Source organism: Tessaracoccus massiliensis (assembly GCF_000826065.2).
In the GTDB taxonomy this organism is placed as follows: Bacteria; Actinomycetota; Actinomycetes; order Propionibacteriales; family Propionibacteriaceae; genus Arachnia; species Arachnia massiliensis_A.
Genome location: NZ_LN623543.1, coordinates 715078 through 739697, shown reverse-complemented (window position 1 = coordinate 739697; position 24620 = coordinate 715078). Strand labels below are relative to the sequence as shown.

21 protein-coding genes, 1 tRNA gene and 1 pseudogene are annotated in these 24620 nt (G+C 69.1%); 21 read left to right on the top strand and 2 right to left on the bottom strand.

All coding sequences use genetic code 11. The features are described from left to right. The first annotated feature begins 53 nt into the window (after positions 1 to 53). The 19 genes and pseudogenes from rsmH to pyk all read left to right on the top strand — a co-directional run bounded on the left by rsmH (position 54) and on the right by pyk (position 20302). Positions 54 to 1004, top strand: a complete 951-nt coding sequence (rsmH, locus tag BN1186_RS14035) for a 16S rRNA (cytosine(1402)-N(4))-methyltransferase RsmH (RefSeq protein WP_040284575.1) — start codon at positions 54 to 56, stop codon at positions 1002 to 1004. Next, positions 1001 to 1525: a cell division protein FtsL gene (ftsL, locus tag BN1186_RS14030; protein WP_040284574.1), complete on the top strand. Its 525-nt coding sequence runs from the start codon at positions 1001 to 1003 to the stop codon at positions 1523 to 1525. Before rsmH ends, ftsL begins: the two co-directional genes overlap by 4 nt. 215 nt (positions 1526 to 1740) lie before the next feature. Beyond that, positions 1741 to 3543 (top strand): peptidoglycan D,D-transpeptidase FtsI family protein, encoded by a 1803-nt coding sequence (locus BN1186_RS14025; protein WP_040284934.1) that lies wholly within the window; start codon positions 1741 to 1743, stop codon positions 3541 to 3543. Between the two features lies 1 nt (position 3544). After that, positions 3545 to 5086 carry a UDP-N-acetylmuramoyl-L-alanyl-D-glutamate--2,6-diaminopimelate ligase gene (locus tag BN1186_RS14020; protein ID WP_082031441.1) on the top strand — a complete coding sequence of 514 codons (1542 nt, stop codon included), beginning with the start codon at positions 3545 to 3547 and terminating at the stop codon, positions 5084 to 5086. Further along, complete coding sequence (locus tag BN1186_RS14015; RefSeq protein ID WP_040284573.1) at positions 5079 to 6524, top strand: UDP-N-acetylmuramoyl-tripeptide--D-alanyl-D-alanine ligase; 1446 nt, start codon at positions 5079 to 5081, stop codon at positions 6522 to 6524. The genes BN1186_RS14020 and BN1186_RS14015 overlap by 8 nt, the downstream gene beginning before the upstream one ends. Next, entirely contained in the window at positions 6521 to 7606 is a 1086-nt protein-coding gene (gene mraY, locus BN1186_RS14010; protein WP_040284572.1) for a phospho-N-acetylmuramoyl-pentapeptide-transferase, read from the top strand. The genes BN1186_RS14015 and mraY overlap by 4 nt, the downstream gene beginning before the upstream one ends. Continuing rightward, positions 7588 to 9054, top strand: a complete 1467-nt coding sequence (murD, locus tag BN1186_RS14005; RefSeq protein ID WP_040284571.1) for a UDP-N-acetylmuramoyl-L-alanine--D-glutamate ligase — start codon at positions 7588 to 7590, stop codon at positions 9052 to 9054. The genes mraY and murD overlap by 19 nt, the downstream gene beginning before the upstream one ends. Before the next feature lie 14 nt (positions 9055 to 9068). Further along, positions 9069 to 10307, top strand: coding sequence for a putative lipid II flippase FtsW (gene ftsW / locus BN1186_RS14000; RefSeq protein ID WP_052460192.1), 1239 nt, complete (start codon positions 9069 to 9071; stop codon positions 10305 to 10307). Then, positions 10304 to 11386 carry an undecaprenyldiphospho-muramoylpentapeptide beta-N-acetylglucosaminyltransferase gene (gene murG, locus BN1186_RS13995; RefSeq protein WP_040284570.1) on the top strand — a complete coding sequence of 361 codons (1083 nt, stop codon included), beginning with the start codon at positions 10304 to 10306 and terminating at the stop codon, positions 11384 to 11386. The genes ftsW and murG overlap by 4 nt, the downstream gene beginning before the upstream one ends. Positions 11387 to 11398: 12 nt before the next feature. Beyond that, positions 11399 to 12841: a UDP-N-acetylmuramate--L-alanine ligase gene (gene murC, locus BN1186_RS13990; protein ID WP_040284569.1), complete on the top strand. Its 1443-nt coding sequence runs from the start codon at positions 11399 to 11401 to the stop codon at positions 12839 to 12841. Beyond that, positions 12838 to 13569, top strand: a complete 732-nt coding sequence (locus tag BN1186_RS13985; RefSeq protein ID WP_052460191.1) for a cell division protein FtsQ/DivIB — start codon at positions 12838 to 12840, stop codon at positions 13567 to 13569. The genes murC and BN1186_RS13985 overlap by 4 nt, the downstream gene beginning before the upstream one ends. Positions 13570 to 13665: 96 nt before the next feature. Beyond that, positions 13666 to 14616 (top strand): annotated as a pseudogene (ftsZ, locus tag BN1186_RS13980) (cell division protein FtsZ); the annotation flags it as partial. A gap of 361 nt (positions 14617 to 14977) precedes the next feature. Then, complete coding sequence (locus BN1186_RS13975; protein ID WP_040284567.1) at positions 14978 to 15442, top strand: cell division protein SepF; 465 nt, start codon at positions 14978 to 14980, stop codon at positions 15440 to 15442. A 6-nt stretch (positions 15443 to 15448) separates the two neighbouring features. Continuing rightward, positions 15449 to 15736 carry a YggT family protein gene (locus BN1186_RS13970; RefSeq protein ID WP_040284566.1) on the top strand — a complete coding sequence of 96 codons (288 nt, stop codon included), beginning with the start codon at positions 15449 to 15451 and terminating at the stop codon, positions 15734 to 15736. A 123-nt stretch (positions 15737 to 15859) separates the two neighbouring features. Next, the gene (locus BN1186_RS13965) at positions 15860 to 16813 is read left to right on the top strand and encodes a DivIVA domain-containing protein (protein WP_040284565.1); all 954 of its coding nucleotides are present in this window, start codon (positions 15860 to 15862) and stop codon (positions 16811 to 16813) included. Positions 16814 to 16927: 114 nt separating this feature from the next. Continuing rightward, positions 16928 to 17353: a TraR/DksA family transcriptional regulator gene (locus BN1186_RS13960; protein ID WP_040284564.1), complete on the top strand. Its 426-nt coding sequence runs from the start codon at positions 16928 to 16930 to the stop codon at positions 17351 to 17353. Next, entirely contained in the window at positions 17317 to 17892 is a 576-nt protein-coding gene (gene lspA, locus BN1186_RS13955) for a signal peptidase II (RefSeq protein WP_139651127.1), read from the top strand. Before BN1186_RS13960 ends, lspA begins: the two co-directional genes overlap by 37 nt. Further along, positions 17889 to 18821, top strand: a complete 933-nt coding sequence (locus tag BN1186_RS13950; RefSeq protein WP_040284562.1) for an RluA family pseudouridine synthase — start codon at positions 17889 to 17891, stop codon at positions 18819 to 18821. The genes lspA and BN1186_RS13950 overlap by 4 nt, the downstream gene beginning before the upstream one ends. 53 nt (positions 18822 to 18874) lie before the next feature. Beyond that, the gene (gene pyk / locus BN1186_RS13945) at positions 18875 to 20302 is read left to right on the top strand and encodes a pyruvate kinase (RefSeq protein WP_040284561.1); all 1428 of its coding nucleotides are present in this window, start codon (positions 18875 to 18877) and stop codon (positions 20300 to 20302) included. A gap of 69 nt (positions 20303 to 20371) precedes the next feature. On the opposite strand, the gene BN1186_RS13940 is transcribed toward pyk, so the two are convergent. After that, positions 20372 to 20454: transfer RNA gene (locus tag BN1186_RS13940), tRNA-Leu, on the bottom strand. Between the two features lie 140 nt (positions 20455 to 20594). Here BN1186_RS13940 and BN1186_RS13935 point away from each other — a divergent pair. Continuing rightward, positions 20595 to 21176 carry an ANTAR domain-containing response regulator gene (locus tag BN1186_RS13935; protein ID WP_052460190.1) on the top strand — a complete coding sequence of 194 codons (582 nt, stop codon included), beginning with the start codon at positions 20595 to 20597 and terminating at the stop codon, positions 21174 to 21176. A gap of 302 nt (positions 21177 to 21478) precedes the next feature. Here BN1186_RS13935 and BN1186_RS13930 read toward each other — a convergent pair whose 3' ends face one another. Further along, the gene (locus BN1186_RS13930; RefSeq protein WP_040284559.1) at positions 21479 to 21880 is read right to left on the bottom strand and encodes a PaaI family thioesterase; all 402 of its coding nucleotides are present in this window, start codon (positions 21878 to 21880) and stop codon (positions 21479 to 21481) included. A gap of 28 nt (positions 21881 to 21908) precedes the next feature. Here BN1186_RS13930 and polA point away from each other — a divergent pair, with 28 nt between their 5' ends. Beyond that, a complete protein-coding gene (gene polA, locus BN1186_RS13925) occupies positions 21909 to 24593 on the top strand; it encodes a DNA polymerase I (protein ID WP_052460265.1) in 2685 nt (894 codons plus the stop codon). Positions 24594 to 24620: the final 27 nt, after the last annotated feature.

Genomic DNA, 24620 nt, shown 5'->3' with positions numbered 1-24620 from the left:
GTCGCACCATCCACCCGGACAACACCTACAGCGAAGAAGGGTCGAACCGACAGATGCAGAGCTTCACGGACGTGCACGATCCGGTCATGCGTGACCGGATCGTCGATCTGTTGCGCCCTGCCCTGTCCCGCCCCGGTGCCATCTACGTCGACGGGACCCTCGGCCTGGCCGGCCACGCCGTCGCGATCCTCGAGGCCTGCCCCGAAGCCCGGCTCATCGGCATCGACCGCGACCTCGACGCGCACGACGTCGCCCGCGAACGCCTCGGCGACCTGGCCGAGCGGGCCACTCTCGTGCACGCCGTCTACGACGAACTTCCCGAAGTGCTCGAGGACCTCGGTATCGACGCCGTCGATGCGATCCTCCTGGACCTGGGCCTCAGCTCCCTGCAGATCGACCGGACCGAGCGTGGCTTCGCCTACCGCGTCGATGCGCCGTTGGACATGCGGATGAACCCGACGGAGGGCCCCACCGCCGCCGACGTGCTCAACACCTACTCCGCCCGTGAGCTTTCGCGCATCCTCTCGCGCTACGGCGAGGAGCGGTTCGCCGACCGCATCGCCCGCGCCATCGTCGCCGAGCGCCCCTTCGACACCTCCGCGCGCCTGGTGGAGACCATCTCCGGTGCCATCCCCGCAGTCGCCCGCCACACGGGTGGACACCCCGCCAAGCGCACGTTCCAGGCGCTGCGCATCGAGGTCAACCGCGAACTCGAGGCCCTCGACGGCGTGCTCCCCGCCGCCATCGACGCCCTCGCGCTCGGCGGCCGCATGGCCGTGCTGGCGTACCACTCGCTCGAGGACCGGGCCGTCAAGCGCGCCTTCGCGGCCAAGGCCACCGACCGTGGGCCGCGCGAGATGCCCGTGGTGCCCGATCACCTCAAGGCCGAACTGACCCTGCTCACCCGGGGGGCCGAGAAGCCCTCCGCCGACGAGATCGCCGCCAACCCCAGGGCGGCCTCCGCGCGACTCCGCGTGGCTGAACGAACGAAGGAGGCCGCATGAGCGCCCAGCCCATCAGCACCGACGACGTCCCCACGCCCCGCGCGAAGCTCGGTGTGGTCCCGCAGCCAACGGCGACCGTGTCCACCATGGGGTTCGTCGGCATCATCCTCGCACTCATCGCCGTGGGCATGGCCGGGGTGATGATCGTGACCACCAACGTCGGAGCTCAGTCGCGCGAGCTGGCCGGTCTCCGCAGGGAGGCCACCCAGCTCAGTTACACCTCCGCCGCCCTCGAGTCGCAGCTGCAGCGCATGTCCAGCGCCAATGCGCTCGCGCTGCGCGCCAGCGAGCTCGGCATGGCGCCCAACCCGAACCCCGCCTTCATCAACCTCGCCGACGGCACAGTCACCGGCGACCCGAAGAAGGCCAGTGGTGAGGCCATGCCCTTCCTGCGCGGCATCGCGCCCAAGCCCACGCCGACGGTGACTCCGCCTCCGGCGCCGCCCGCACCCGAGCCCGCCACCGACCCGGCAGCCGACACCGAGCTGGTGGCGGCCGGCACGACGGAGGATCAGCAGTGAGCCAGGACAAGCGCCCCACGGGCAGGAAGCCCGCGGCTGGGAAGTCGGCGGCGAGGAAGCCTGCCGCGAAGAAGCCTGCCGCGAAGAAGCCTGCCGCCAGGAAGGCTCCCGCTGCCAAGAAGGCCCCCGCCGGCAAGGCACGGCCGGCCGCCAAGCCCAAGCCGCAGCCCCGCACGTCGAAGCGGCCCGGTGCGCCCAGGACCTACCGCAAGACCATGCGCCTGCCCGTGGGTCGCTCATCCGTGCGCATCCGCGTGGTCATGCTCGTCTTCGCCCTGCTGCTGGGCACCGCCGGCGTCCGTGCGGTCCAGCTCCAGGGCCTCGACTCCCAGGCCTTCGCCGCCGAGGCCGCGGCCAAGATGCAGTCCAAGCGGGCGTTGCCCGCCACCCGTGGGGAGATCCTCGACCGCAACGGCGTGGTGCTGGCCAGCACGGAGCCGGCCATGCTGGTCTCGATCGATCCCGACATGGTGCGCACCAACGGCGCAGACAAGCGCTACCCGATGAGCAAGAAGAAGCAGGAGGAAGCAGCGGCCGCGCCCAGCGCCGTGGCCGACATCCTCGTCAAGCACCTCGGCGGCCGCAAGGAGAAGTACCTCGAGCTCATCGACACGCCCGACTCCCGCTACGAGATCGTCGCGCGGCAGGTGCCCGCCGCCACGTTCAGCGCCATCGAGGCCGACATGCGTGAGGGCCTGGGCGGTGAGGAGGGGACCCGCTGGTACGGCGTGTTCGGTGCGTCAGATCCCATCCGCGTCTACCCGAACCGCTCGGTGGCCTCCAACGTCGTCGGTTTCGTCAACGCCGAGGGTGAAGGCGCCGCCGGCTTGGAGTACGCCTTCAACGATCAGCTCACGGGCACGCCCGGAGAGCAGGTCTACGACGCCTCCACCTACGGCCGCATCCCGCTGGGCACCAACATCATGACCCCGCCGGTGGACGGCGCCACCTACGAACTGACCATCGACTCGGATCTCCAGTGGATGGTGGAGCAGGCCCTGGCCGACGGCATGCGCCAGGCCAACGCCCAGACCGGCACCGCCGTCGTGATGAACATCCACACGGGAGAGGTCCTGGCCCTGGCCAACGGCCCCAGCTTCGACGCCTCGAACCCCGGTGCCGCCGACAGCGAGGACCTCGGCAACCGCGCCGTCACTGAGGCCTACGAGCCCGGCTCCGTGCAGAAGGTGCTGACCATGGCGGCGCTCGCGGAGGAGGGGATCGCCACCCCCGACACGCAGCTCGTGGTGCCCGGCAGCATCGCCTCGGGCGGCGGCATCGTGCGCGACTCGTTCGCGCACGGCGACCTCAACCTCACCGCCCGCGGGATCATCGCGCAGTCCTCCAACGTGGGCATGATCAAGCTCACCCGCCAGCTCGAGAAGCAGAAGTTGACCCACTACCTCGCCTCCTTCGGCCTGGGCGCCAAACCCGGCACCGGGCTGCCCGGCGAGTCGACCGGCCAGATCCCGACGGCGGACATGCCGGACTACACGCGGGACCAGGTCTCCTTCGGACAGGGCCTCAGCGTCAACGCCGTGCAGATGGCGGCTGCGGTGGCGGCGGTGACCAACGGCGGCACCTATCATCAGCCCAAGATCCTCAAGTCCGCCAAGGCCTCCGACGGCACGCCGCTGGAACTGCCGGAGCAGGAGAGCCGCCGGGTCATCTCGGAGGAGTCCTCCGATGCTGTGGTGGAGATGATGGAATCGGTCATCACGCTCAACGACAACCGCAAGATCCCCGGCTACCGCACGGCCGGCAAGTCCGGCACCGCGCAGCGCTTCGACCCGAACTGCATGTGCTACAACGGCTTCACCGCCTCGTTCGTGAACGTGGCGCCGGCCGAGGACCCGCAGCTGCTGGTCTACGTGGTGCTCGACAAGCCGCGTAACGGTAACCTCGGTAGCCGCCTGGCGCTGCCGGTGACCAACAACATCCTGTCGTTGGCGCTGCCGCGCTACAACGTGCAGCCCTCCACCACGGAAGCCCCTGACCTGCCCACCACCTTTGACTGACATGACATCGATCAGGCCTGAGAGCATCGACCCGGCCCCGCTCACCGATCTGGTGGCGGGGCTCGGCCTCGTCGGCCCCGTGCCTGGGGGCCTCACCGTCTCGGGGATCGCCCTGAGTTCCGGCGAGATCCGGCCCGGCTGGCTGTACGTGGCGCTGCCCGGCACCCGCCGGCACGGCGCCGAGTTCGCCCACGCCGCCGTCGACTCCGGCGCGGTTGCGGTGCTCACCGACGACGACGGCGCGGCGCGGTTGGCTGACCTCAGCGTCCCGGTACTGGCGGCCGACGACGTGCGAGCGGCCATGGCGGAGGTCTCCGCGCGGCTGTTCGGCAGGCCCGCCGAGCGGCTCACCACGCTGGGCGTCACGGGCACCAACGGCAAGACCACCACCGTCGCCCTCATGGAGGCCGCGCTGGCCGCCGCCGGCCGCACCCCGGGCACGATAGGCACCATCGGCTTCCGCCTGGCCGGGCGCGAACTGCCGTCCGGGCGCAGCACGGTGACCACGCCGGAGTCGCCCGACCTGCAGGCGCTGCTGGCCGTCATGGCTGAACGCGGCGCGGAGGCGGTGGCCGTCGAGGTGAGCTCCCACGCCATGGCCCTCAGCAGGGTTGATGCCATCGAGTTCGACGCCGTCGGCTTCCTCAACCTCGGCCGCGACCACCTCGACTTCCACGCCTCGATGGAGGACTACTTCAATGCCAAGGCGCGTCTGTTTGAGCCCGGACGCGCCCGCGCCAGCGTCGTCTGGATCGACGACGAGGCCGGCGCGGAGATCGCCCGCCGGGTCGCGGAGCACGGCCAGGGCCGCCTGATCACCGTGGGCACCGGCGCTGGGGCGGACTACCGGATGAGCGGCTACCGGGCGGTGCCGCCGCTGGGCGGCGTCGCCACCGTGACGCGCGGGGGAGAGGACCTCCCGCTGGAGCTGTCCCTGCCGGGCGAGTACAACATGACCGACGCCGTGGTGGCGCTGGCCATGCTGGAGGCCGTCGGCGTGCCCGCTGAGGCCGCCCTGCGGGGGCTGCGCACGGCGCAGGTGCCCGGCCGGATGCAGAAGGTCGACCTCGGCGACGGCGCGCCCCTCGTGGTGGTCGACTTCGCGCACACGCCCCAAGCTGTGGACGCCGCGCTGCGCTCCCTGAGCGGTATCGGGCGCCTCATCTGCATCGTCGGGTGCGGCGGCGACCGGGACGCGGAGAAGCGGCCGCACATGGGTGCGGCAGCGGCGCGGCTGAGCGACGTGACCATCGTCACCGACGACAACCCGCGCACCGAAGACACCGCCGCCATCCGGGCCGAGGTGATGGCGGGGGCGGCCGAGGCGTTGCCCGCCGGGGCCCAGCTGCTGGAGGTGCCTGGGCGGCGCGCCGCCATTGAAGCTGCCATGAGCAGGGCTGATGGCGATACTGTGGTGGCGATTCTGGGAAAGGGCCACGAACGGGGCCAGATCCTGGCTGACCGGACCGTCGACTTCGACGACGTCGAGGAGGCGGCCCGTGCCTGGGGATGCGGCCGTGAGGAAGGAGTGCCCGATGCGTAAACGCTCGATGCTCGAGGTGGTGGAGCTGATGCAGCCCGCCGCCGTCGAGTTGTTCGGCGACGACGCCGACGCGGAGCTCGAGGTGGGCCCGGACGTGGTCATCGACAACCGCGACGCCGCAGAAGGCTGCCTCTTCGTGGCCATTCCCGGCGAGCGGGCCGATGGGCACGCGTTCGCGCAGGCCGCCGTCGACGCCGGCGCGCGCGGCGTGCTCGGCATGTACAGCACGGACGCGAAGGTGCCCCACATCCTCGCGGAGGACTCCATCACCGCCATGAGTTGGCTCGCCCGCGGCATCGTGCGCGAGGAGCGCGCCCGCGGCATGATCTCCATCGGAGTGACGGGTAGCTCGGGCAAGACCAGCACCAAGGACCTGATGGCCCAGATCTTCGAGGCCGCCGGCCCGACGGTGGCGCCCAGCGGGTCGCAGAACAACGAGGTGGGCGTGCCGCTGACCGCCTGCCGCGTCGACGCTGAGACCGGCTATCTGATCTCAGAGATGGGCGCCCGCGGCGCGGGGCACATCGCGTGGCTCACGTCGCTGGTCGGGCTCGACGTGGGGGTCTGCCTCAACGTCGGGCGCGCCCACGTCGGTGAGTTCGGGGGAGTGGAGGCCACCGCGAAGGCCAAGTCCGAGATCGTGGCGGACCTCGCCGAGGACGGCTGGGCCGTGCTCAACGCCGATGACCCGGCCGTCGCCGCCATGGCGGAAGCGACCCGGGCGCGGATCGCCTGGTTCGGTGAGGGCGAGCTCACCGGCGGCAGCCTGCGTGTGACCGCCCGCAACGTCCGCATGAACGCGCTCAGCCAGCCGTCGTTCGAACTGGTCGCCGCCGACGATGAGGGGGAGCGCACCGCCAAGGTCGCCCTGGGCGTCATCGGGCGCCACCAGGTGGCCAACTCGCTGGCCGCCGCGGCTGCCGCACTGGCGGTGGGGCTCGACATCGACCTCGTGGCCGCCGCCCTGTCGGAGGCCGTCCAGCGCTCCAGTTGGCGGATGGAACTCACCGCCCGCGACGACGGCGTGCTGATCCTCAACGACGCCTACAACGCCAACCCGGATTCGATGGCCGCGGCGCTCGCCACCGCCGTCGAACTGGTGCACGGCACCCGACGCGAGCACCCGGGCGCCCGGGTCGTCGCGGTGCTCGGCGACATGCTCGAGTTGGGTCCGCTGGCCGAGGAACTTCATGAAGAGGCCGGCCGGCTCGCGGCTGATCTCGGCGTGGCGGAGGTGTTCGCCGTGGGCGACCTGGCGGCCCAGATCGTGGCCGGCGCCACGGCCGAAGGCATCTCCGCCAGCGTGCGGACCCGAGACGACATCGTGCCCGCCCTGCATCTCAACCCCGGCGATGTCGTCCTCATCAAGGGCTCGCGTGGGGTGGGGCTCGAAACAGTGGCGGCCGCACTGGCCGCAGAGGACGGAGCAGCACAGTGATCAACATCCTCACCGCGGGCGGCCTCTCCCTGCTGTTCTCGATGCTCGGCACGCCCCTGCTGATCAAGTTCCTGACCCGCAGGCAGTACGGACAGTTCATCCGCGAGGACGGCCCCACGACGCACCACGTCAAGCGAGGCACCCCCACCATGGGCGGCCTGGTCATCCTGGCCTCCGTGGTGTTGGCCTACTTCGTGACGCACCTGGTGCGGTGGCAGCCACCCACCCTCTCCGGCCTCCTGTTGCTGGGCCTCGCCGTCGGCATGGGCTTCCTCGGCTTCCTCGACGACTGGTCGAAGATCACCAAGGAACGCAGCCTGGGGCTCACCCCCCGGGGCAAGCTCATCGGGCAGGCGCTGATCGGCGGTGGGTTCGCCATCGCGGCGCTGAACTTCCCCAACCACCGGGGCATCACGCCGGCGTCGCCGGCCATCTCCTTCCTGCGTGACATCTCCTGGCTGGCCCTGCCGGTGATCGTGGCGGTGCTGCTGATCACGTTCCTGATCATGAGCTGGTCCAACGCCGTCAACCTCACAGACGGCCTCGACGGACTGGCCGCCGGATCCGCCACGCTGGTGTTCGCGGCCTACACCATCGTCAACATCTGGCAGTACAACCAGTGGTGCGCCCGTCCCTCCGTGCTGAGGTCCATGACCATGGCCTCGCGCTGTTACGAGGCCCGCGACCCCAACGACCTCGCCGTGCTGGCCATCGCCTTCGCCGGCGCGTGTTTCGGTTTCCTGTGGTGGAACGCCAAGCCCGCCAAGATCTTCATGGGCGACACCGGCTCCATGGCCATCGGCGCGGCACTGGCGGGCCTGTCGGTCCTGACCCGTACCGAACTCCTGCTGGTCATCCTCGGCCTGCTGTTCGTCATCGAGGTGGGCTCGGTGACGCTGCAGGTGGGCTACTTCAAGGCCACCAAGGGCAAACGCATCTTCAAGATGTCGCCCATCCACCACCACTTCGAGCTGAAGGGCTGGGATGAGGTCACCGTCGTCATCCGGTTCTGGATCATCTGCGGCCTGTGCGTGGCCGCAGGCATGGGCATCTTCTACGCTGAGTGGGTGACCGGGACGTGACGCTCTCCTGGATCCCCACCGCCACCCGGCTGTCAGATTGGCCCTCCGCCCAGGTGGTTGTCGCCGGGCTCGGCGTCTCCGGTTTCGCCGCGGCCGATGGTCTCATGTCGCTGGGTGCGAAGATCATCGTGCTCGACGAATCCACCGCGCACGCCGAGAAGGCCGGTCTCCTCGAACAGCTGGACGTCACCGTGCGCCTGGGCCCCGGGTCGACGGCGGAGCTACCGCCCGGCACCGACCTGGTGGTCACGTCGCCCGGCTGGCGTCCGTCGGCCCCCCTCCTGCGCCAGGCGGCCGCCGAAGGCGTCCCCGTGTGGGGTGAGACCGAACTGGCGTGGCGGATGATGCAGCCTGAACGCGTCATCCCCTGGCTGGGCGTCACCGGCACCAACGGCAAGACCACCACCACCCAGATGTTGGAAGCCATGCTGATCGCCGACGGGCGCAAGGCCGCCGCGGTGGGCAACATCGGCCGTCCCATCATCGAGGCGATCCTCGACGAGGTGGACTACGACGTCTTCGCCGTCGAGCTGAGCAGTTTCCAACTGCACTGGATGAACGACATCAACCTCCACTCTGCGGTGGTGCTCAACCTGCACGAGGACCACCTCGAGTGGTACGAGGACCAGCCTGATCCGATGGGCCTGTACGCGGCGGAGAAGGCCAAGATCTACCAGGGCATCACCCACTCGTGCGTCTATAACGTGGACGAGCCCCTCACCGAAGCGATGGTGGAGGAGGCCGACGTGGTGGAGGGCGCCCGCGCCATCGGCTTCACGCTGGGCACCCCGGCGGTCTCGATGCTGGGCGTCGTCGACGACCTCATCGTGGACCGCGCGTTCATCGAGCAGCGCCAGCGCAACGCGCTCGAGTTGGCGAAGGTCTCCGACGTGCAGCCCGCCGCCCCGCACAACGTGGCCAACGCCCTGGCCGCCGCCGCGTTAGCGCGCAGCTACGGCGTGCACCACTCGTCGGTGGCCAAGGGCCTGCAGAATCTGCAGCTCGCCGGGCACCGCATCCAGCAGGTCGCCGAGGCCGACGGGGTGCGGTGGGTGGACGACTCCAAGGCCACCAACCCCCACGCCGCGAACTCCGCCATGAACGCCTACGACTCGTTCGTGTGGATCGCCGGCGGGCAGGCCAAGGGCACCACGTTCGACGACCTGATCGAGCGGCACCGCGGCAAGCTGCGCGCCGCCGTCGTGATCGGGGTCGACCGGTATCTCATCGCGGACGCGCTTGAGCGACACGCGCCCGAGGTCCCCGTCCAGGTGCTCGACAACCCTGACACTGGGGTGATGGACGAGGTCGTCGCTCTGGCGGGGCAGTTCGCCCAGCCTGGCGACACGGTGCTGCTCTCCCCGGGGTGCGCCAGCCTCGACATGTTCGACAGTTACTCGGCCCGCGGGGACGCGTTCGCCGACGCGGTACAGCGGTATCTCGGATAGGAGGGAACCAGCACATGGCGTCCGACGCAGCTTCCCCCCCGGCGCGGTTCTCCATCTGGTCCCAGGTGCGGGCCCTCGCGGCCTCGCCCATGGCGCCATACTACTTCGTGGCGGCGAGCGTGACCGTGCTGGTGGGCATTGGCTCCCTCATGGTGCTGAGCTCCTCCGCCGCGCTGGCACAGTCGACGCAGGACAGCCCCTACTACTTCGCGATCCGGCAGATCGTGTTCCTCGTGCTGGGCATAGGGTTCCTGGCGCTGTTGAGCCGGATCAAACCGCAGTTGCTGCAGACCTTCGGCTGGGCCTTCTGGGTGTTGGCCGTGGCCCTGCTGATCGCGGTCCAGACGCCGCTCGGCGTGCTCTACGGCGGCAACCGCAACTGGCTGCTCATCGGCGGCATCCAGTTCCAGCCCTCCGAATTCGCCAAGCTGGCCCTCATCGTGTGGTGCGGCGCGATCTTCCACGTCAAACGGGGCAGGCTCCACGAGCCGTGGCAGTTGCTGGTGCCCATCGTCCCGTTGGGCGGGTTGATCCTCGCGCTGGTGCTCGCCGGCCGCGACCTCGGCACAGGCCTGATCGTCGGCCTGATCATCGCGTCGGTGATGTGGTTCGTGGGCACCCCGCTGCGGATCCTCCTGCCGTTCGCCTCCGGCGCGCTCGTGCTGGTCACCCTGCTGGTCTACGGCTCGGGCAACCGGATGAGCCGCATCAGCGTCTTCCTGGACCCGCAGTCCAACACCGACCTGTCGTCGCAGCCCATGGCCGCGCTCTACGCGCTGGCCTCCGGCGGCTGGTGGGGGCTGGGGCTCGGCGCCTCCAAGCAGAAGTGGGGTGGGCTCAAGGACGGCGCCCACACGGACTTCATCTTCGCCGTCATCGGCGAGGAGTTGGGCCTGTTCGGCGTGCTGCTGGTGATCGCCATGTTCGCGCTCCTGGGTTGGGCGGGGCTCGAGATCGCCATCCGCTCGGACAAGATGTTCAACCGCGTGGTGGCCGCTGGCATCACCGCCTGGTTCCTCGGCCAGGCCGTCATCAACATCTTCGTGGTCATGCACCTGCTGCCGGTGCTGGGCGTGCCGCTCCCGTTCGTCTCCTACGGCGGCTCCGCGCTGATCGCCAGCCTCATGGCGGTGGGGGTGTTGCTGTCCCTCGCGCGCGACACGCCGGATGCGCGCGCCTACCTGGCCTCGCGTAAGGTTCCTTCCCGGCCGCGCATGACGAGCGTGCTGGCCGCGAGCAGGGAGGACGCATGACCAACGTGGTACTCGCCGGCGGTGGCACGGCCGGCCACACGTCGCCGCTGATCGCCACCGCCAAGGCGCTCCGGGCGGCGGAACCGGATGTGCGGATCGTGTGCATCGGCACGGCCAAGGGCCTGGAGACCAAGGTGATCCCCGAGGCCGGCCTCACGCTGGAGTTGATCACCCCGGTGCCGCTGCCCCGCACCCTCAACCTCGACCTGGTGAAGCTGCCCTACACCCTCACGCGGTCCGTGCTCGAGTCCCGCCGGGTGCTGAAAGAGGCCAAAGCGGATGTGCTGGTGGGCTTCGGAGGCTACGTCTCCATCCCCGCCTACCTGGCCGCGCGGACGGCGGGCGTGCCGGTGGTGGTGCACGAGGCCAACAAGCTGGCCGGCATCGCCAACAAGATCGGCGCCAGGTTCGCCCGGTTCGTGGGCACCACCTTCAGTGAGACCCAACTCCCGGGCGGGCAGCTGATCGGGATGCCGATGAGCCGCTCCATCACGCACCCCACGGTGGACGCCGCGCAGGCACGCGAGCAGTTCGGGCTGGCCCCGGACCGGCCCACGCTGCTGGTCAGCGGAGGCTCCCAGGGTGCCGTCCGCATCAACGAGGCCCTCGAGCAGGCGCGCGACGACCTGCTCGCCGCCGGCATCCAGATCCTGCACGTCCTGGGGCCCAAGAACTTCGACGAGGCCGTGCACGCCGTCGTGACTGCTCCCACCGGCGCCCAGTACCGCCCGGTGGCGTTCGTCAGCGACATGGCCGTGGCCTACGCCGCGGCTGATCTGATGGTCGGCCGGGCCGGCGCCGGCACCGTGATGGAGACCGCGGTCAGCGGGCTGCCCGTGATCTTCGTGCCGCTCCCCTGGGGCAACGGGGAACAGGGGAGGAACGCCGCGGAACTGGTGGCCGCCGAGGCCGGAGTGCTGGTGCCCGACGGCGACCTCAGCGGGGCTAGACTCACAGATGTCGTGACCGGGATCCTCGGCGATCCCGAGCGGCTCGCGCAGATGTCGGCCGCCTGCCGGGACATGTACCCGGCGGATGCGGCCCAGGCCCTCGCCGCAGCCACCCTCGCCGTCGTCTGAGAAAGGTGAAACATGCTCCTCAACCCTATTGAGGTGGTGCCCGCAGACCAGGTGGGCCCGGTCCATTTCATCGCTGCCGGAGGCTCCGGCATGAGCGGCATCGCCCGCCTCTACGCGGAGCTCGGCATCAAGACCTCGGGCTCGGACCAGTCGGATTCGACGGCGCTGCGCGGGCTGGAGCGCGTCGGCGTGACCACCTACGTGGGCCACGACGCCTCCCAGGTGGGGGACGCCCGCACCGTGGTGATCTCCTCTGCCATCCGCGCGGACAACCCCGAACTGGTGGAGGCCCGCAAGCGGGGCCTGCGCATCTGGCACCGTTCCGCGGCGCTCGCGGCCCTCATGCAGGGCAAGCGCGGTGTCTCGGTGGCCGGCACGCACGGCAAGACCACCACCACCGCCATGACTGCGGTCATGCTCAGCGAGGCGGGCCGGGACCCCAGCTACGTCATCGGCGGACCGCTGTCGACCACCGGCGTGAGCTCGGCGGCCGGCTCGGGCGAGGCCTTCGTGGTGGAGGCGGACGAGTCCGACGCCTCGTTCCTGCAGTACCCCACGGAGATCGCCGTGATCACCAACGTGGAGGCGGACCACCTGGTCAACTGGGGCAGCCCTGAGGCCTACGCCGACGGCTTCCGCGCCTTCGCGACCCGCCCACATGTGCGCCACGTCGTGATCAACGTCGACGACCCGGGCTCTCGTGCGCTGGCCGACGAACTAGTGGGGGAGACCCCCCACATCATCCGCTACGGCGAGGCGGAGGACGCCGACGTGCGGATCACCGACGTCAAGGCCCACGGCAACGGCGTCGAGGCCACGATCACCTACGGGGACGAATCCGGACGGATCGTGCTGCAGGTGCCCGGCAACCACAACCTCGCCAACGCCTCTGCCGCCTACGCCTCGGGTCGCATTCTCGGTCTCAGTCACGACGAGGCCGTGGAGGCCCTCGGCCGGTTCGAGGGCACGCTGCGTCGCTTCCAGCTGATCACCGACACCGCCGGAATCCGCGTGTTCGACGATTACGCCCACCACCCCACCGAGATCCGCGCGGCACTCACTGCCGCCCGGCGGGCCACCTCCGCAGGCAACGAGGCCACCGGCCTCAGCGGGCGGCTCATCGCCTGCTTCCAGCCCCACCTCTACAGCCGGACGGTGGATTTTGCCGACGAGTTCGGTGAGGTGATGACCCTGGCGGACATCGCGGTGATCAACGACGTGTGCGGCGCCCGCGAGGATCCCATCCCCGGCGTGACGGGAGAGCTGGTCGTCGACGCCGCCCGCGCCCACGGGCAGGAGAACCTGGTCTACGTCAAGGAGAAGTACGACCTCCCCGCGGCGCTCAACGAGATCGCCGAGCCGGGGGACCTGATCATCACGCTCGGTTGCGGCGACGTCACGATCGTCGGGCCCCTTCTGGCCGACCTCCTGAAGCAGCGGCCAGACGCGCAGTGAGCGACGCGCTGACTCCGGGCGAGTTCGCCCGGGCCCTCCAGGAACGGCGCACCGCCGAGCGCCGCCGCAAGTGGCTGCTCGGCGGCGGCATCGGCGCAGCGGTGATCCTCGTCGGCGTGGCCATCTGGCTGGCGTTCTTCTCGCAGGTGCTCGCCGCCCAGAAGGTGGCGGTCGACGGCGTGGAGCTGCTCACCGCCGACGAGGTGGTCGCGGCGGCGCAGGTGGCGTTGGGGGAGCCCCTGCTCATCCAGGACGTCCGCGCTATCGGCGAGCGGGTCGAGTCGCTGCCTGCCGTGCGGTCGGTCGACGTGTCGCGTCAACTGCCGGACACGGTCCAGATCGCGGTGACGGAGCGCACAGCCTCGTATCTGCGTGAAAGTGAGGGCGGCTACGACTGGATCGACGAGGAGGGCGTGGCCTTCCACACCACGCCAACCCCCGTCGAAGGGGAGCTTCTGGCGGCGGTCGAGGCGGTGGAGGACCAGCAGCGGCTGCTGGCGGATGTGGCCACCGTCGCGGATGCCGTCCCCGGTGATCTGCGGGCGCAGGTGGTCGCGATCCGGGCCGAGGCCGTGGACCGGATTTCCCTCACCCTCGACGGAGGCCGTACGGTCGTGTGGGGCAGCGCCGAGGAGTCAGACCTGAAGGCTGAGGTCATCGGCGCATTGCTGAGCGTGGAGGCCACCGTCTACGACGTGTCCGCGCCCGGTCACCCCACCACGAAGTAGGCCTGCCGCAAACCCTGAAGTTCGACTTGAGGTGAATATTGAGGGATTCGGGCCTGTCGTTGGACGATCCCCGAACACCGCCATAGTCTCTAGGCCATGGCTAGCGCATCTCAGAACTATCTCGCGGTGATCAAGGTCGTCGGTGTCGGCGGCGGCGGCGTCAACGCCGTCAACCGCATGATCGAGGCAGGGCTCCGCGGTGTGGAGTTCATCGCCGTCAACACGGATGCGCAGGCGCTCCTGATGAGTGACGCCGACGTCAAGCTCGACATCGGCCGCGAACTGACCCGCGGCCTCGGTGCAGGCGCCGATCCCGCGAAGGGGCGCCAGGCCGCAGATGACCACTCCGAGGAGCTCGAGGAGGCACTCAAGGGCGCCGACATGGTCTTCGTCACCGCAGGCGAGGGTGGTGGCACCGGAACCGGCGCCGCGCCGATCGTCGCCAAGATCGCCCGCTCGCTCGGCGCGCTGACCATCGGTGTGGTCACCCGCCCGTTCTCGTTCGAGGGCAAGCGCCGCGCCTCGCAGGCCGAGGTGGGCATCGAGCAGCTCCGCGAAGAGGTCGACACCCTCATCGTGATCCCCAACGACAAGCTCCTCCAGATGACCGACCACCAGGTGGCCATCCTGGACGCCTTCAAGCAGGCGGACCAGGTGCTCATGCAGGGTGTCTCCGGCATCACGGACCTGATCACCACCCCCGGCCTGATCAACCTCGACTTCGCCGATGTGAAGTCCATCATGAGCCAGGCCGGTTCGGCCCTCATGGGTATCGGCTCGGCCCGCGGTGAGGACCGCGCCCGCGCCGCCGCCGAGATGGCCATCTCGTCGCCGCTGCTCGAAGCCAGCATCGACGGCGCCCACGGCGTCCTGCTCTCCATCGCCGGCGGTTCCGACCTCGGTCTGTTCGAGGTCTCCGCGGCCGCCCAGCTCATCGAGCAGGCCGCGCACGACGAGGCCAACATCATCTTCGGTACCGTCATCGACGACGCCCTGGGTGACGAGGTGCGCATCACCGTCATCGCCGCCGGCTTCGACGGCGGGCAGCCGCAGCGCCGCCCCCAGCAGCAGGCGCGCGTGGCGCCGAAGCAGCAGCCGCAGCCCCAGCAGCCCCGCCCCCAGGTCGACGAGCGGACCAACCCCGGCCGCTCCCAGGGCGACGCCCAGCAGGGCAACCAGCAGCCCCACAACCCGTTCCAGCAGGCGCCGCAGAACAATGCTCCCAGCCAGCGCCCGGCGGCTCCCAAGCCCGCCGCGGACTACGACGACGACCTGGACGTCCCCGACTTCATGAAGTGATCCGGCGCGTCGGTGCGTCGCAGCTCTGAAGATTGGGTGCGGCGCGCTAGCCTTCGGAGTATCACACCAGAAGGAGACTGTCGTGGGCGTTCGGAAGCTTGCCGCGTGGATGGGACTCGTCGAAGACGGTCGATACCGGGAGGACGAGATCGACGACACTGATGGCGAACTCACCGACGACGTCTTCGTCGAGGAGGAGGAGCCCAGCGCCGAGATCAGCCGCGTGCAGGCGCTTCCGCAGCGTCGCCCCAAGCCGGTGACCCCGGTGGCGCCGGCGCAGAAGGAGGTGGCCGATCTGAGCCGCATCGTCAGCGTCCGACCCCGCTCGTACAACGAGGCGCGCGTGATCGGCGAGAACTTCCGTGACGGCATTCCCGTCATCATGAACCTGTCCGACATGGAGGACGGCGAGGAGAAGCGCCTGGTCGACTTCGCTGCCGGCCTCGTCTTCGGGCTCACCGGCAACATCGAGCGCGTCTCCAGCAAGGTGTTCCTCCTCTGCCCCCACAACCTCGTGGTGGGTCCAGAGGACAAGGAGCGCATCGCCTCCGGCGGCTTCTTCAACCAGAGCTGATCGCCGGTGGTAGCTGTCGTTCTGTGGTGGCTGATCACCCTCTACGTCTGGGTGCTCCTGGCCCGCGTCATCGTGTCCTGGATCCCCATGTTCGCGCCGGGGTGGGAGCCCAAGGGCATCGTGCTGGTGCTCGTGGAGTTCATCTACACGCTGACGGACCCGCCCGTGCGTTTCCTGCGGCGCTGGATCAAGCCCGTGCAGCTCGGCAACGCGTCGCTCGACCTCAGCGTGCTGGTCCTGTTCATCGGGCTTCAACTCCTCGGGCGGCTCGTCCTGATGTACGTCCCGTTCTGAGACGCGACGGCGGGTTTTCAACCTTTCAGCGCGCGTTGAGGTGTCGGCAGGGGCCGTTGCGGCTACGCTAGCCTGAGATGACCGGTCCCGACCGGTGACAATCACTCTCGATATGGAGCAAACATGAGTCTGACACTGGACGAGGTGCGCCAGATCCGATTCCGCATGTCGCGACGCGGCGAGACGGGCTACCAGGTCGGTGACGTCGACACGTTCATCGACAAGGTTGAGCTGACCTTCGACGAATTCGAGAAGGAGCGCGAGCGCATGCGCCGCGAACTTGACTCGATGCAGTCGACCAGCGTGCAGCCGGCCGTCGTGGACGATTCCGAGTTGCGTTCGTCGCTCCAGGACAAGGATGAGGAGATCGCGTCTCTGCGCGGCGAGATCGACCGTCTCAACGAGGCGCTCAGCGGACGCGGCGACGCCAACGCCGCCCAGCAGGCTTCGGAGGAGCGGGTGCGCCAACTCTCCGCTGAGAACGACCAGCTCCGCAGCCAGCTCGAGCAGGTGCGCGCCGAGTTCGACCGCTCCCGCAGCGAGCGCGTCACCCAGGTGGCCGGCGGGGCCGAGACCCTGACCGTGACCACCTCCGAGGAGGCGGCGCCTGCCGTGACCCGTCTGCTCCAGATGGCCACGGACCAGGCCACCACGCTCGTCAACGAGGCCCAGGCCGAGGCGCAGCGCAAGATCGCCGAGGCGGAGCAGCAGGCCAACGAGATCAAGACCGATGCCCGCACCAAGGCGGAGCGCGTGGAGTCCGAGGCCCGCGTCAACGCCGAGCAGATGACCAAGGAGGCCGAGTCGCGCGCCGCAGATGTGGACCGTCAGGCCTCGGAGCGTCGCCACGAGCTGTTCTCGTCCCTTGAGCACGAGCAGGGCCAGCTGACCACCAAGGTGGACCAGCTCCGCTCGTTCGAGTCGAGCTACCGCCAGAACCTCTCCGCGTCGCTCCAGCGGCTGCTGGCCTCCATCAACGAGGACCACCCGGAGCCGGAGGACGTGCCCGAACTCGCGCAGCAGCGCGAGTCCGACACCCCTCGTCTCGATGCCCTCGCAGGCGGGGATCAGGGCTAGTCAACCCACATTTCCTACAACAGGCCGATCCGTCAGCGGGTCGGCCTGTTGCGTTGCCCCGTTCCTGGTGTAACCTTCCCCAACCAGATACCCATTCTGCGAGAAAGAGCAGCCATGCCGACGACGAAGAAGAGCGCCGAAGCTCAAGTGGTCCTCCCTGTACTCGAGGGGGAGGAGCCGTGGACCCCAGAAGAGGTGGCTGAGCAGCGCGCCGAGCTCGTGGACGAGCTCGAACGTGCGGACAAGCGGATCGAGCAGGCGGAGGCCGAGCTGGCAGCGCTCATGCGTGGCGGCACCGACGGGGCCGGCCGCGACCCGGTCGACGTCGGCTCCAGCAACTTCGAGCGTGACCAGGAGCTGTCGCTGGCCCAGAACGTGCGGGAGATGGCGGAACAGGCCAGGCTCGCGCTGCACCTGTTCGACACCGGCGAGTACGGCTACTGCGAGGTCTGCGGAAAGGCCATCGGCAAGGGTCGTCTCCAGGTGTTCCCGCGTGCGACGCTGTGCGTGACCTGCAAGCAGCGCGAGGAGAGACGCTGACCAAGCGACGCTGGGGCATCGGCATGATCGCCGGTGGCCTCGGCGTGGCCATGCTCGCGGTCGACCAGGCGATCAAGAACGCCTCCGTCGAACACCTCGAACCCGGGGTGCGGGTGCCCCTCGTGGGTGACCTGCTGAGCCTCAACCTGATCCGCAACCCCGGCGCCGCCTTCGGGATGGGCGCCGGGGTCACGATCGTCTTCACCATTTTCGCGATCCTCGCCACCCTGGGCTGCCTCGTCGCGCTGACCCGCATCACCAGGGTCTGGCACGCCATCGCGTTGGGGCTGCTTCTGGGTGGGGTCACCGGCAATCTGGTCGACCGCATCACCCAGCCGCCGGCTAAGCTCCACGGCCACGTGATCGACATGTTCCAGGTGCCCAACTTCGCCATCTTCAACTGGGCCGACGTCTGCATCACCGTGGCGGCGGGCCTGATCATCATCGGCGGCCTCGTCGGCGAGTTGGAGGAGCGCAAGCAGGAGAAGGCCGGACAGGAGACGGCCAACCGGGAGAAAGCCGGCGAGGTGACGCGGTGAGCCTCTTCCTCGTCCCTGACGGACTTGCGGGGGACCGCGTCGACGCGGTCGCCGCGCGGGTCTCCGGCTACTCCCGCTCCCGCATCGAGACCCTCATCGAGGAGGGCAGCCTGCGTCTGGATGGAACTGTGGTGGACAAGGCCTCCCAGCGTGTCCGGGGCGGCGAGTTGCTGGAGCTCGACGATTCCGCCCCGGCGGGGGTGCAGGTCACCCCTGAGCTTGCCGACGGCGTCCGGATCGTGTTCCAGGACGCAGACCTGGTGGTCGTGGACAAGCCGGTGGGCGTGGCGGCGCACCCCAGCCTCGGCTGGGAGGGCCCCTCGGTGGTGGAGCATCTGGCTGCCGCCGGCGTGCAGGTCTCTACGTCGGGTGCCGCCGAGCGTCAGGGCATCGTGCAGCGCCTCGACGTTGGGACCAGCGGGCTCATGGTGGTGGCGAAATCGGAGGTCGCCTACAGTGTCCTCAAGCAGGCGTTCCGGGACCGCACCGTCGACAAGATCTACCACGCCCTGGTGCAGGGCCACCCGGATCCGTTCACGGGAACGATCGAGGCGCCCATCGCCCGGCACCCCGGCGCCGATTGGAAGATGGCCATCATCGAGGGCGGTCGCCACTCGGTGACGCACTACGAGACCCTCGAGGCGCACCGCGCGGCGACGCTGCTGGAGATCCACCTCGAGACCGGCCGCACCCACCAGATCCGCGTGCACATGGCCGCCATCGGGCATCCGTGCGTGGGGGACCCGCTGTACGGCGCGGATCCCACCATGGCGGAGCGGCTCGGGCTCGTGCGGCAGTGGCTCCACGCCGTCGAGCTCGGTTTCACGCACCCCGCCACGGGCGACGAGGTGCGCTTCACCTCCGGGTATCCGGCTGATCTGGCGCACGCGCTGGAACTGGTTCGCGACGGGATCGCGCAGCCCAGGTGAACATCGGGTGACCCCGGTGCGGAGATTGAGCCGGGTCAGGTAGGGTTGGGCCCGTGCGTAGAGCAAAGATCGTATGTACCCTCGGCCCGTCTGCCGAAACCGTTGACCGCCTTGTGGAGTTGTTGAACGCCGGCATGAATGTCGCCCGTCTCAACATGAGCCACGGCGATTACGACGAGCACGGCAACCGAATCAAGAACATCCGCGAAGCTGCTGAGCTGACCGGCAAGACCGTCGGCGTGTTCGCCGACCTGCAGGGCCCCAAGATCCGTCTTGGGAGGTTCGAGGAGGACAAGAAGTACTTCCTCGGGGTGGGGGACACCTTCACCATCACCGTCGACGACATTCCAGGCAACCAGGAGCGCTCGTCGACCACCTACAAGGGGCTCCCGGGTGACGTCAACATCGGCGACCCCATCCTCATCGACGACGGCAAGGTCGGCCTTCGCGCCGTCGCCGTCAACGAGACCGAGGTCGTGTGCGAGGTCACCGTCGCCGGCCCCGTCTCCAACAACAAGGGCATCAACCTGCCCGGCGTCGCCGTCTCCGTCCCGGCCCTGTCTGACAAGGACGAGCGCGACCTGCGGTGGGCGCTGCACCAGGACGTCGACATGGTCGCCCTGTCCTTCGTGCGTTCCGCTGACGACGTCAAGCGCGTCCACGAGATCATGGACGAGGAGGGACGCCGCGTCCCCGTCATCGCCAAGCTGGAGAAGCCGCAGGCGATCGCCAACCTGCAGGACATCATCGACGCGTTCGACGCCTTCATGGTCGCCCGCGGTGACCTCGGCGTCGAACTGCCGCTCGAGGAGGTCCCGCTGGTGCAGAAGCGCATCATCCGCGCGGCCCGCAAGTGGGCCAAGCCGGTGATCGTGGCCACTCAGATGCTGGAGTCGATGATCTCGAACCCGCGACCCACGCGCGCCGAGACCTCCGACGTGGCCAACGCCATCCTCGACGGCGCCGATGCGGTCATGCTCTCGGGTGAGACCTCCGTCGGCGACTACCCGGTCGAGACCGTCTCCACCATGGCCCGCATCGTCGAGAAGACCGAGCGGGAGGGCCATGCGGAGATCCACATCATCGACTGGGATCCGCACACCACCGGCGGCATCCTCGCGAAGGCCGCCGCCGAGGTCGCTGAGCGCATCGGCGCGCGCTACCTGGTGGCGTTCACCAAGTCCGGTGACACCGGCCGTCGCCTCTCGCGTCTGCGTTCCCCCATCCCCATGCTGGTGTTCTCCCCGGAGAAGACCACCCGCCAGACCATGACCCTGTCGTGGGGCGTCGACACCCAGGTCACCCCTGAGTTCAGCGCCCAGGAAGAGGTCGTCGAGGCCGTGGACCGTCACCTGCGTGACCGCGGTATGATCGAGGTCGGCGAGCGCATCGTCATCGTCTCCGGTTCCCCCATGGGCATCCCCGGCAAGACGAACAACCTGCGCGTGCACAAGGTCAAGGAGTTGGGCGAGGCCCACTGACCTGACCGTCATCCGACGAGAAACCCCCGAGCGTGGAAACGCTCGGGGGTTTCTCGTTGTGTCGCGTTGTGCCCGGGAGGGGAGTCGAACCCCTAAGGTCTTTCGACCAGACGGGTTTGAGCCGTCCGCGTATACCATTCCGCCACCCGGGCGGGCCCCCACATTGTGCCACAGACTGCACGACGCTCGCATCGTGCGCTGAGTGGCCGCGGTGTTGAAAAGAGGAGTAGGATGCGTGCAGGTTTGATCGAGGAAGCTCGCCTCCAGTGGCGAGGGAAATGTGCCGCAGGATATGAATAAGAAGAAGCCCACCGTGCTGGTCGCCGAAGATGAGGCGCTGATCCGCCTGGATCTCGTGGAACTCCTCAAAGAGGAGGGATACGACGTGGTCGGCGAGGCCGGCGACGGTGAGGAAGCGGTGAAGCTCGCCCGCGAGCTCGTCCCCGATCTGGTGATCATGGACGTGAAGATGCCGAAGATGGACGGCATCAGCGCTGCGGAGATCATCGCCGAGGAGCGCATCGCGCCCATCGTCATGCTGACGGCCTTCAGCCAGCGGGATCTGGTGGAGCGTGCGCGCGACGCCGGCGCCATGGCCTACGTCGTCAAGCCCTTCGGCGCCTCCGACGTGGTGCCCGCCATCGAGATCGCGATGGGCCGCTTCCAGGAGATCGCCGCCATCGAGGATGAGTTGGCCAACCTGGAGGACCGCCTCGAGTCGCGCAAGATCATCGACCAGGCCAAGGGCATTCTGCAGCAGGACCTCGGCCTCACCGAGCCAGAGGCCTTCCGCTGGATCCAGAAGACCGCCATGGACATGCGCAAGTCGATGCGCGATGTCGCCGAGGGCGTCATCTCGCACAAGAAGAAGTAGCGGCCGATCCCTGAGCGTGGCCCCTGCGACGAAGGAGCCGGGCCACGACAGAAGGCCCCCTCAGCCTGGTCCCCTGAGCGTCGCGCCCCGCGCGGCGACGAAGGGTCCCCGCAGCCGATCTGGCACCTGATCCCTCCGGCTGAGTTCCGCCGACGGCTTCAATGCCTTGGCCGTTGGGTGTCAGGCCCGAAACCTTGTTCGGCCTGGTTGCCGGAGCGTCCCGATCACTCCCTCGCACCTGGCTGCGGGCGCCCTTCGTCGTCGCCGGGCTCGCAAGCTCCCGGGCGGACGCTCAGGGAACGTCAGCGGCGGTTGATCATGTGGCAGGTCAGGCGACCCGTCGCGGTGACGCGACCCTCGTCGTCGACGATCTCGACCGCGTAATTGACTATCGTGCGGCCGAGGTGCACCGCGGTGGCCGTGCCGGTGACCCGGCCCTGGGTGGCAGAGCGCAGGTGCGTCACGTTGAGATCGACGCCCACGCCCACCCTGTCCGGCCAGCCGTGGGCCATGGCGCCCATCGAGGCCAGGGTCTCCACCAGGACGCCGCTGGCGCCACCGTGCAACAGGCCGAACGGCTGCTGGTTGCCCTCCACAGGGATGGAACCGACCACGCGTTCAGCGGACAGCTCCATGATCTCGAGCCCGAGCTTGTTGTCCAGTGGAGAGACCTGATCAGCGAGCCAGGAGGGAAGAGCGTTCATGGCGCCCTACTCTGCCACGGTAGGCTGCATGACTGTGACTGACGTGAAGAAACTGCTGCTCATCGACGGACACTCCGTGGCCTACCGGGCCTTCTTCGCCCTGCCGGTGGAGAACTTCGCCACGAGTACAGGGCAGCACACCAACGCGGTGTTCGGCTTCACGTCGATGCTGATCAACGTGCTGCGCGACGAGCAGCCCACCCACGTCGCCGTCGCCTTCGACGTGGCCCGCGAATCCTTCCGCACGACGGAGTACCCCGAGTACAAGGCGAACCGTGCGAAGTCGCCCGACGAGTTCAAGGGCCAGGTCGCGCTGGTCAAGGATGTGCTCGACGCGTTGCGCATCCAGCACATCGAGCTGGCCGGCTACGAAGCCGACGACCTCATCGCCACGCTCTCCACCCAGGCGGTGGAGGACGGCTTCGACGTCTACATCGTCACCGGGGACCGCGACGCGATGCAGCTCGTCCGTGACGGTGTCACCGTGCTGTACCCGCGCCGCGGTGTGTCCGATCTGGCGCGCATGACCCCCGAGGCGGTGGAGGAGAAGTACCTCGTGCCGCCCGCCCGCTACCCGGAGCTCGCGGCGCTGGTGGGGGAGACCAGCGACAACCTGCCGGGCGTGCCCGGCGTCGGCCCCAAGACCGCCGCCAAGTGGATCACCCAGTTCGACGGGCTCGACAACATCGTGGCCCGCGCCGAGCAGGTGCCCGGCAAGGCCGGCGAATCGCTGCGCGCCCACCTGGACGACGTCGTGCGGAACCGTCGCTTGAACGCGCTGCTGCGCGACCTCGACCTCGACCTCAACCTCGCCGACACGCAGCGCGTCGACTGGGACCGCGAGCGCGTCCACGAACTCTTCGACGCCCTCGAATTCCGGGTGCTGCGCGAGCGGCTGATCGAGGCCACCGCGGCCGCAGAACCAGTGGCCACGGAGAGCTTCACCGTGGAGGGCGCCAAGCTGGGCGCCGGCGAGGTCGCCGACTGGCTCGCCGCACACGCCCAAACGGCCACCGCGGTGTACTTCGTCGGCTCCTGGGGTGCCGGCACCGGGGACCTCACAGGCCTCGCCTTCGCCGCAGGGGACGGGGCCGGCGCCTACGTCGACGCCGCAGACCTCACACCTGCCGACGACGCCGCCCTGGCCGCCTGGCTCGCCGACGCAGCCCGCCCCAAACTCATCCACGAGGCCAAGGGCCCCACCCTCGCGTGCTGGAGCCGCGGCTGGGAGCTCGACGGCGTGCAGCTCGACACCCTGCTGGCGGCCTACCTGCTGCGCCCCGATCAGCGCACCTACAGCCTCGCCGATCTCGTGGTGCGTTACCTGCACCGCGAGCTCGCCGTCGAGCAGCCCGCCGAGGACGAGGCCCAGCTCGCGCTCGACTTCGGCGAGGAGGACGACACCGCCGTTGAGACCGCCCTGCTGCACGCGCGCGCCGTCTACGACCTGGCCCAGGTGCTGACCGTCCAGCTCGACGAGCGCAACGCGGCGGCCCTGATGCGCGAGGTGGAACTCCCGCTGCAGCGCACCCTCGCCCAGATGGAGCGCCTCGGTGTCGCCGTCGACGTGGACCGGCTCCAGAACCTGCGCGACCAGTTCGACCGTGCCGTCCAGGAGGCCCAGCAGGCCGCCTTCGATGTGCTGGGCCACGAGGTCAACCTCGGTTCCCCCCAGCAGCTGCAGGGGGTGCTCTTCGACGAGCTGGGCATGCCGAAGACCCGCCGCACCAAGTCCGGCTACACCACCAACGCAGAGGCCCTCGAACAGCTCTTCGAGAAGACCGAGCACCCGTTCCTCGGCCACCTCCTGGCGCACCGCGACCGGATCAAGCTGCGTCAGACCGTCGACGGGCTGCTCGCCACCGTCGGCGACGACGGCCGGATCCACACCACCTACATGCAGACGATCGCGGCGACCGGCCGCCTCTCGTCCACCGATCCCAACCTGCAGAACATCCCCATCCGCACCTCCGTGGGCCGCCAGATCCGCGAGGCGTTCGTGGCGGGGGAGGGATTCGAGTCGCTGATGTCGGCGGACTACTCGCAGATCGAGATGCGCATCATGGCGCACGGCAGCAAGGATCCGGGCCTCATTGAGGCCTTCGAATCCGGGCGTGACTTCCACGGCGAGATGGCCTCGCTCGTGTTCGCCGTCGAGCCCGAGGACGTCACCGGCGAGATGCGCGCCAAGATCAAGGCGATGAACTACGGCCTGGCTTACGGGCTGAGCGCCTTCGGCCTGTCCAACCAGCTCAAGATCTCCGTCGGCGAGGCGCGCGACCTGATGGAGGACTACTTCACCCGCGTGGGCGGCGTGCGCACGTACCTCTCCGACATCGTCGACGAAGCCCGCCGCGTGGGCTACACCGAAACCATGCTGGGGCGTCGCCGCTACCTGCCGGACCTCACCACCACGAACCGGCAGCGTCGCGAGATGGCGGAGCGTGCCGCGCTCAACTCGCCCATCCAGGGCTCAGCGGCAGACGTGATCAAGGTGGCGATGATCAACCTGGGGCGGGCGCTGACCGACGGCGGGTTCGCCAGCCGGATGCTGCTGCAGGTCCACGACGAACTGGTCCTCGAGATCGCCCCCGGTGAACGCGACGCGGTCGCCGAGCTGGTGGCCCGGGAGATGGGCGGCGCCGCAGACCTGCTGGTGCCGTTGGAGGTCTCGATCGGCGTGGGCGACAACTGGCACTCGGCCGCTCACTGACAGGGAGCCGCTCAGGGCCAGCTGGGC

What these genes read in the sequence shown, in the direction of transcription:
- rsmH (WP_040284575.1), top strand. Translation starts at nt 54, where the DNA reads ATGCAGAGCTTCACGGACGTGCACGATCCGGTCATGCGTGACCGGATC.
- ftsL (WP_040284574.1), top strand. Translation starts at nt 1,001, where the DNA reads ATGAGCGCCCAGCCCATCAGCACCGACGACGTCCCCACGCCCCGCGCG.
- BN1186_RS14025 (WP_040284934.1), top strand. Translation starts at nt 1,741, where the DNA reads ATGCGCCTGCCCGTGGGTCGCTCATCCGTGCGCATCCGCGTGGTCATG.
- BN1186_RS14020 (WP_082031441.1), top strand. Translation starts at nt 3,545, where the DNA reads ATGACATCGATCAGGCCTGAGAGCATCGACCCGGCCCCGCTCACCGAT.
- BN1186_RS14015 (WP_040284573.1), top strand. Translation starts at nt 5,079, where the DNA reads ATGCGTAAACGCTCGATGCTCGAGGTGGTGGAGCTGATGCAGCCCGCC.
- ftsW (WP_052460192.1), top strand. Translation starts at nt 9,069, where the DNA reads ATGGCGTCCGACGCAGCTTCCCCCCCGGCGCGGTTCTCCATCTGGTCC.
- murG (WP_040284570.1), top strand. Translation starts at nt 10,304, where the DNA reads ATGACCAACGTGGTACTCGCCGGCGGTGGCACGGCCGGCCACACGTCG.
- murC (WP_040284569.1), top strand. Translation starts at nt 11,399, where the DNA reads ATGCTCCTCAACCCTATTGAGGTGGTGCCCGCAGACCAGGTGGGCCCG.
- BN1186_RS13975 (WP_040284567.1), top strand. Translation starts at nt 14,978, where the DNA reads ATGGGACTCGTCGAAGACGGTCGATACCGGGAGGACGAGATCGACGAC.
- BN1186_RS13965 (WP_040284565.1), top strand. Translation starts at nt 15,860, where the DNA reads ATGAGTCTGACACTGGACGAGGTGCGCCAGATCCGATTCCGCATGTCG.
- BN1186_RS13960 (WP_040284564.1), top strand. Translation starts at nt 16,928, where the DNA reads ATGCCGACGACGAAGAAGAGCGCCGAAGCTCAAGTGGTCCTCCCTGTA.
- BN1186_RS13935 (WP_052460190.1), top strand. Translation starts at nt 20,595, where the DNA reads ATGAATAAGAAGAAGCCCACCGTGCTGGTCGCCGAAGATGAGGCGCTG.
- BN1186_RS13930 (WP_040284559.1), bottom strand. Translation starts at nt 21,880, where the DNA reads ATGAACGCTCTTCCCTCCTGGCTCGCTGATCAGGTCTCTCCACTGGAC.
- polA (WP_052460265.1), top strand. Translation starts at nt 21,909, where the DNA reads ATGACTGTGACTGACGTGAAGAAACTGCTGCTCATCGACGGACACTCC.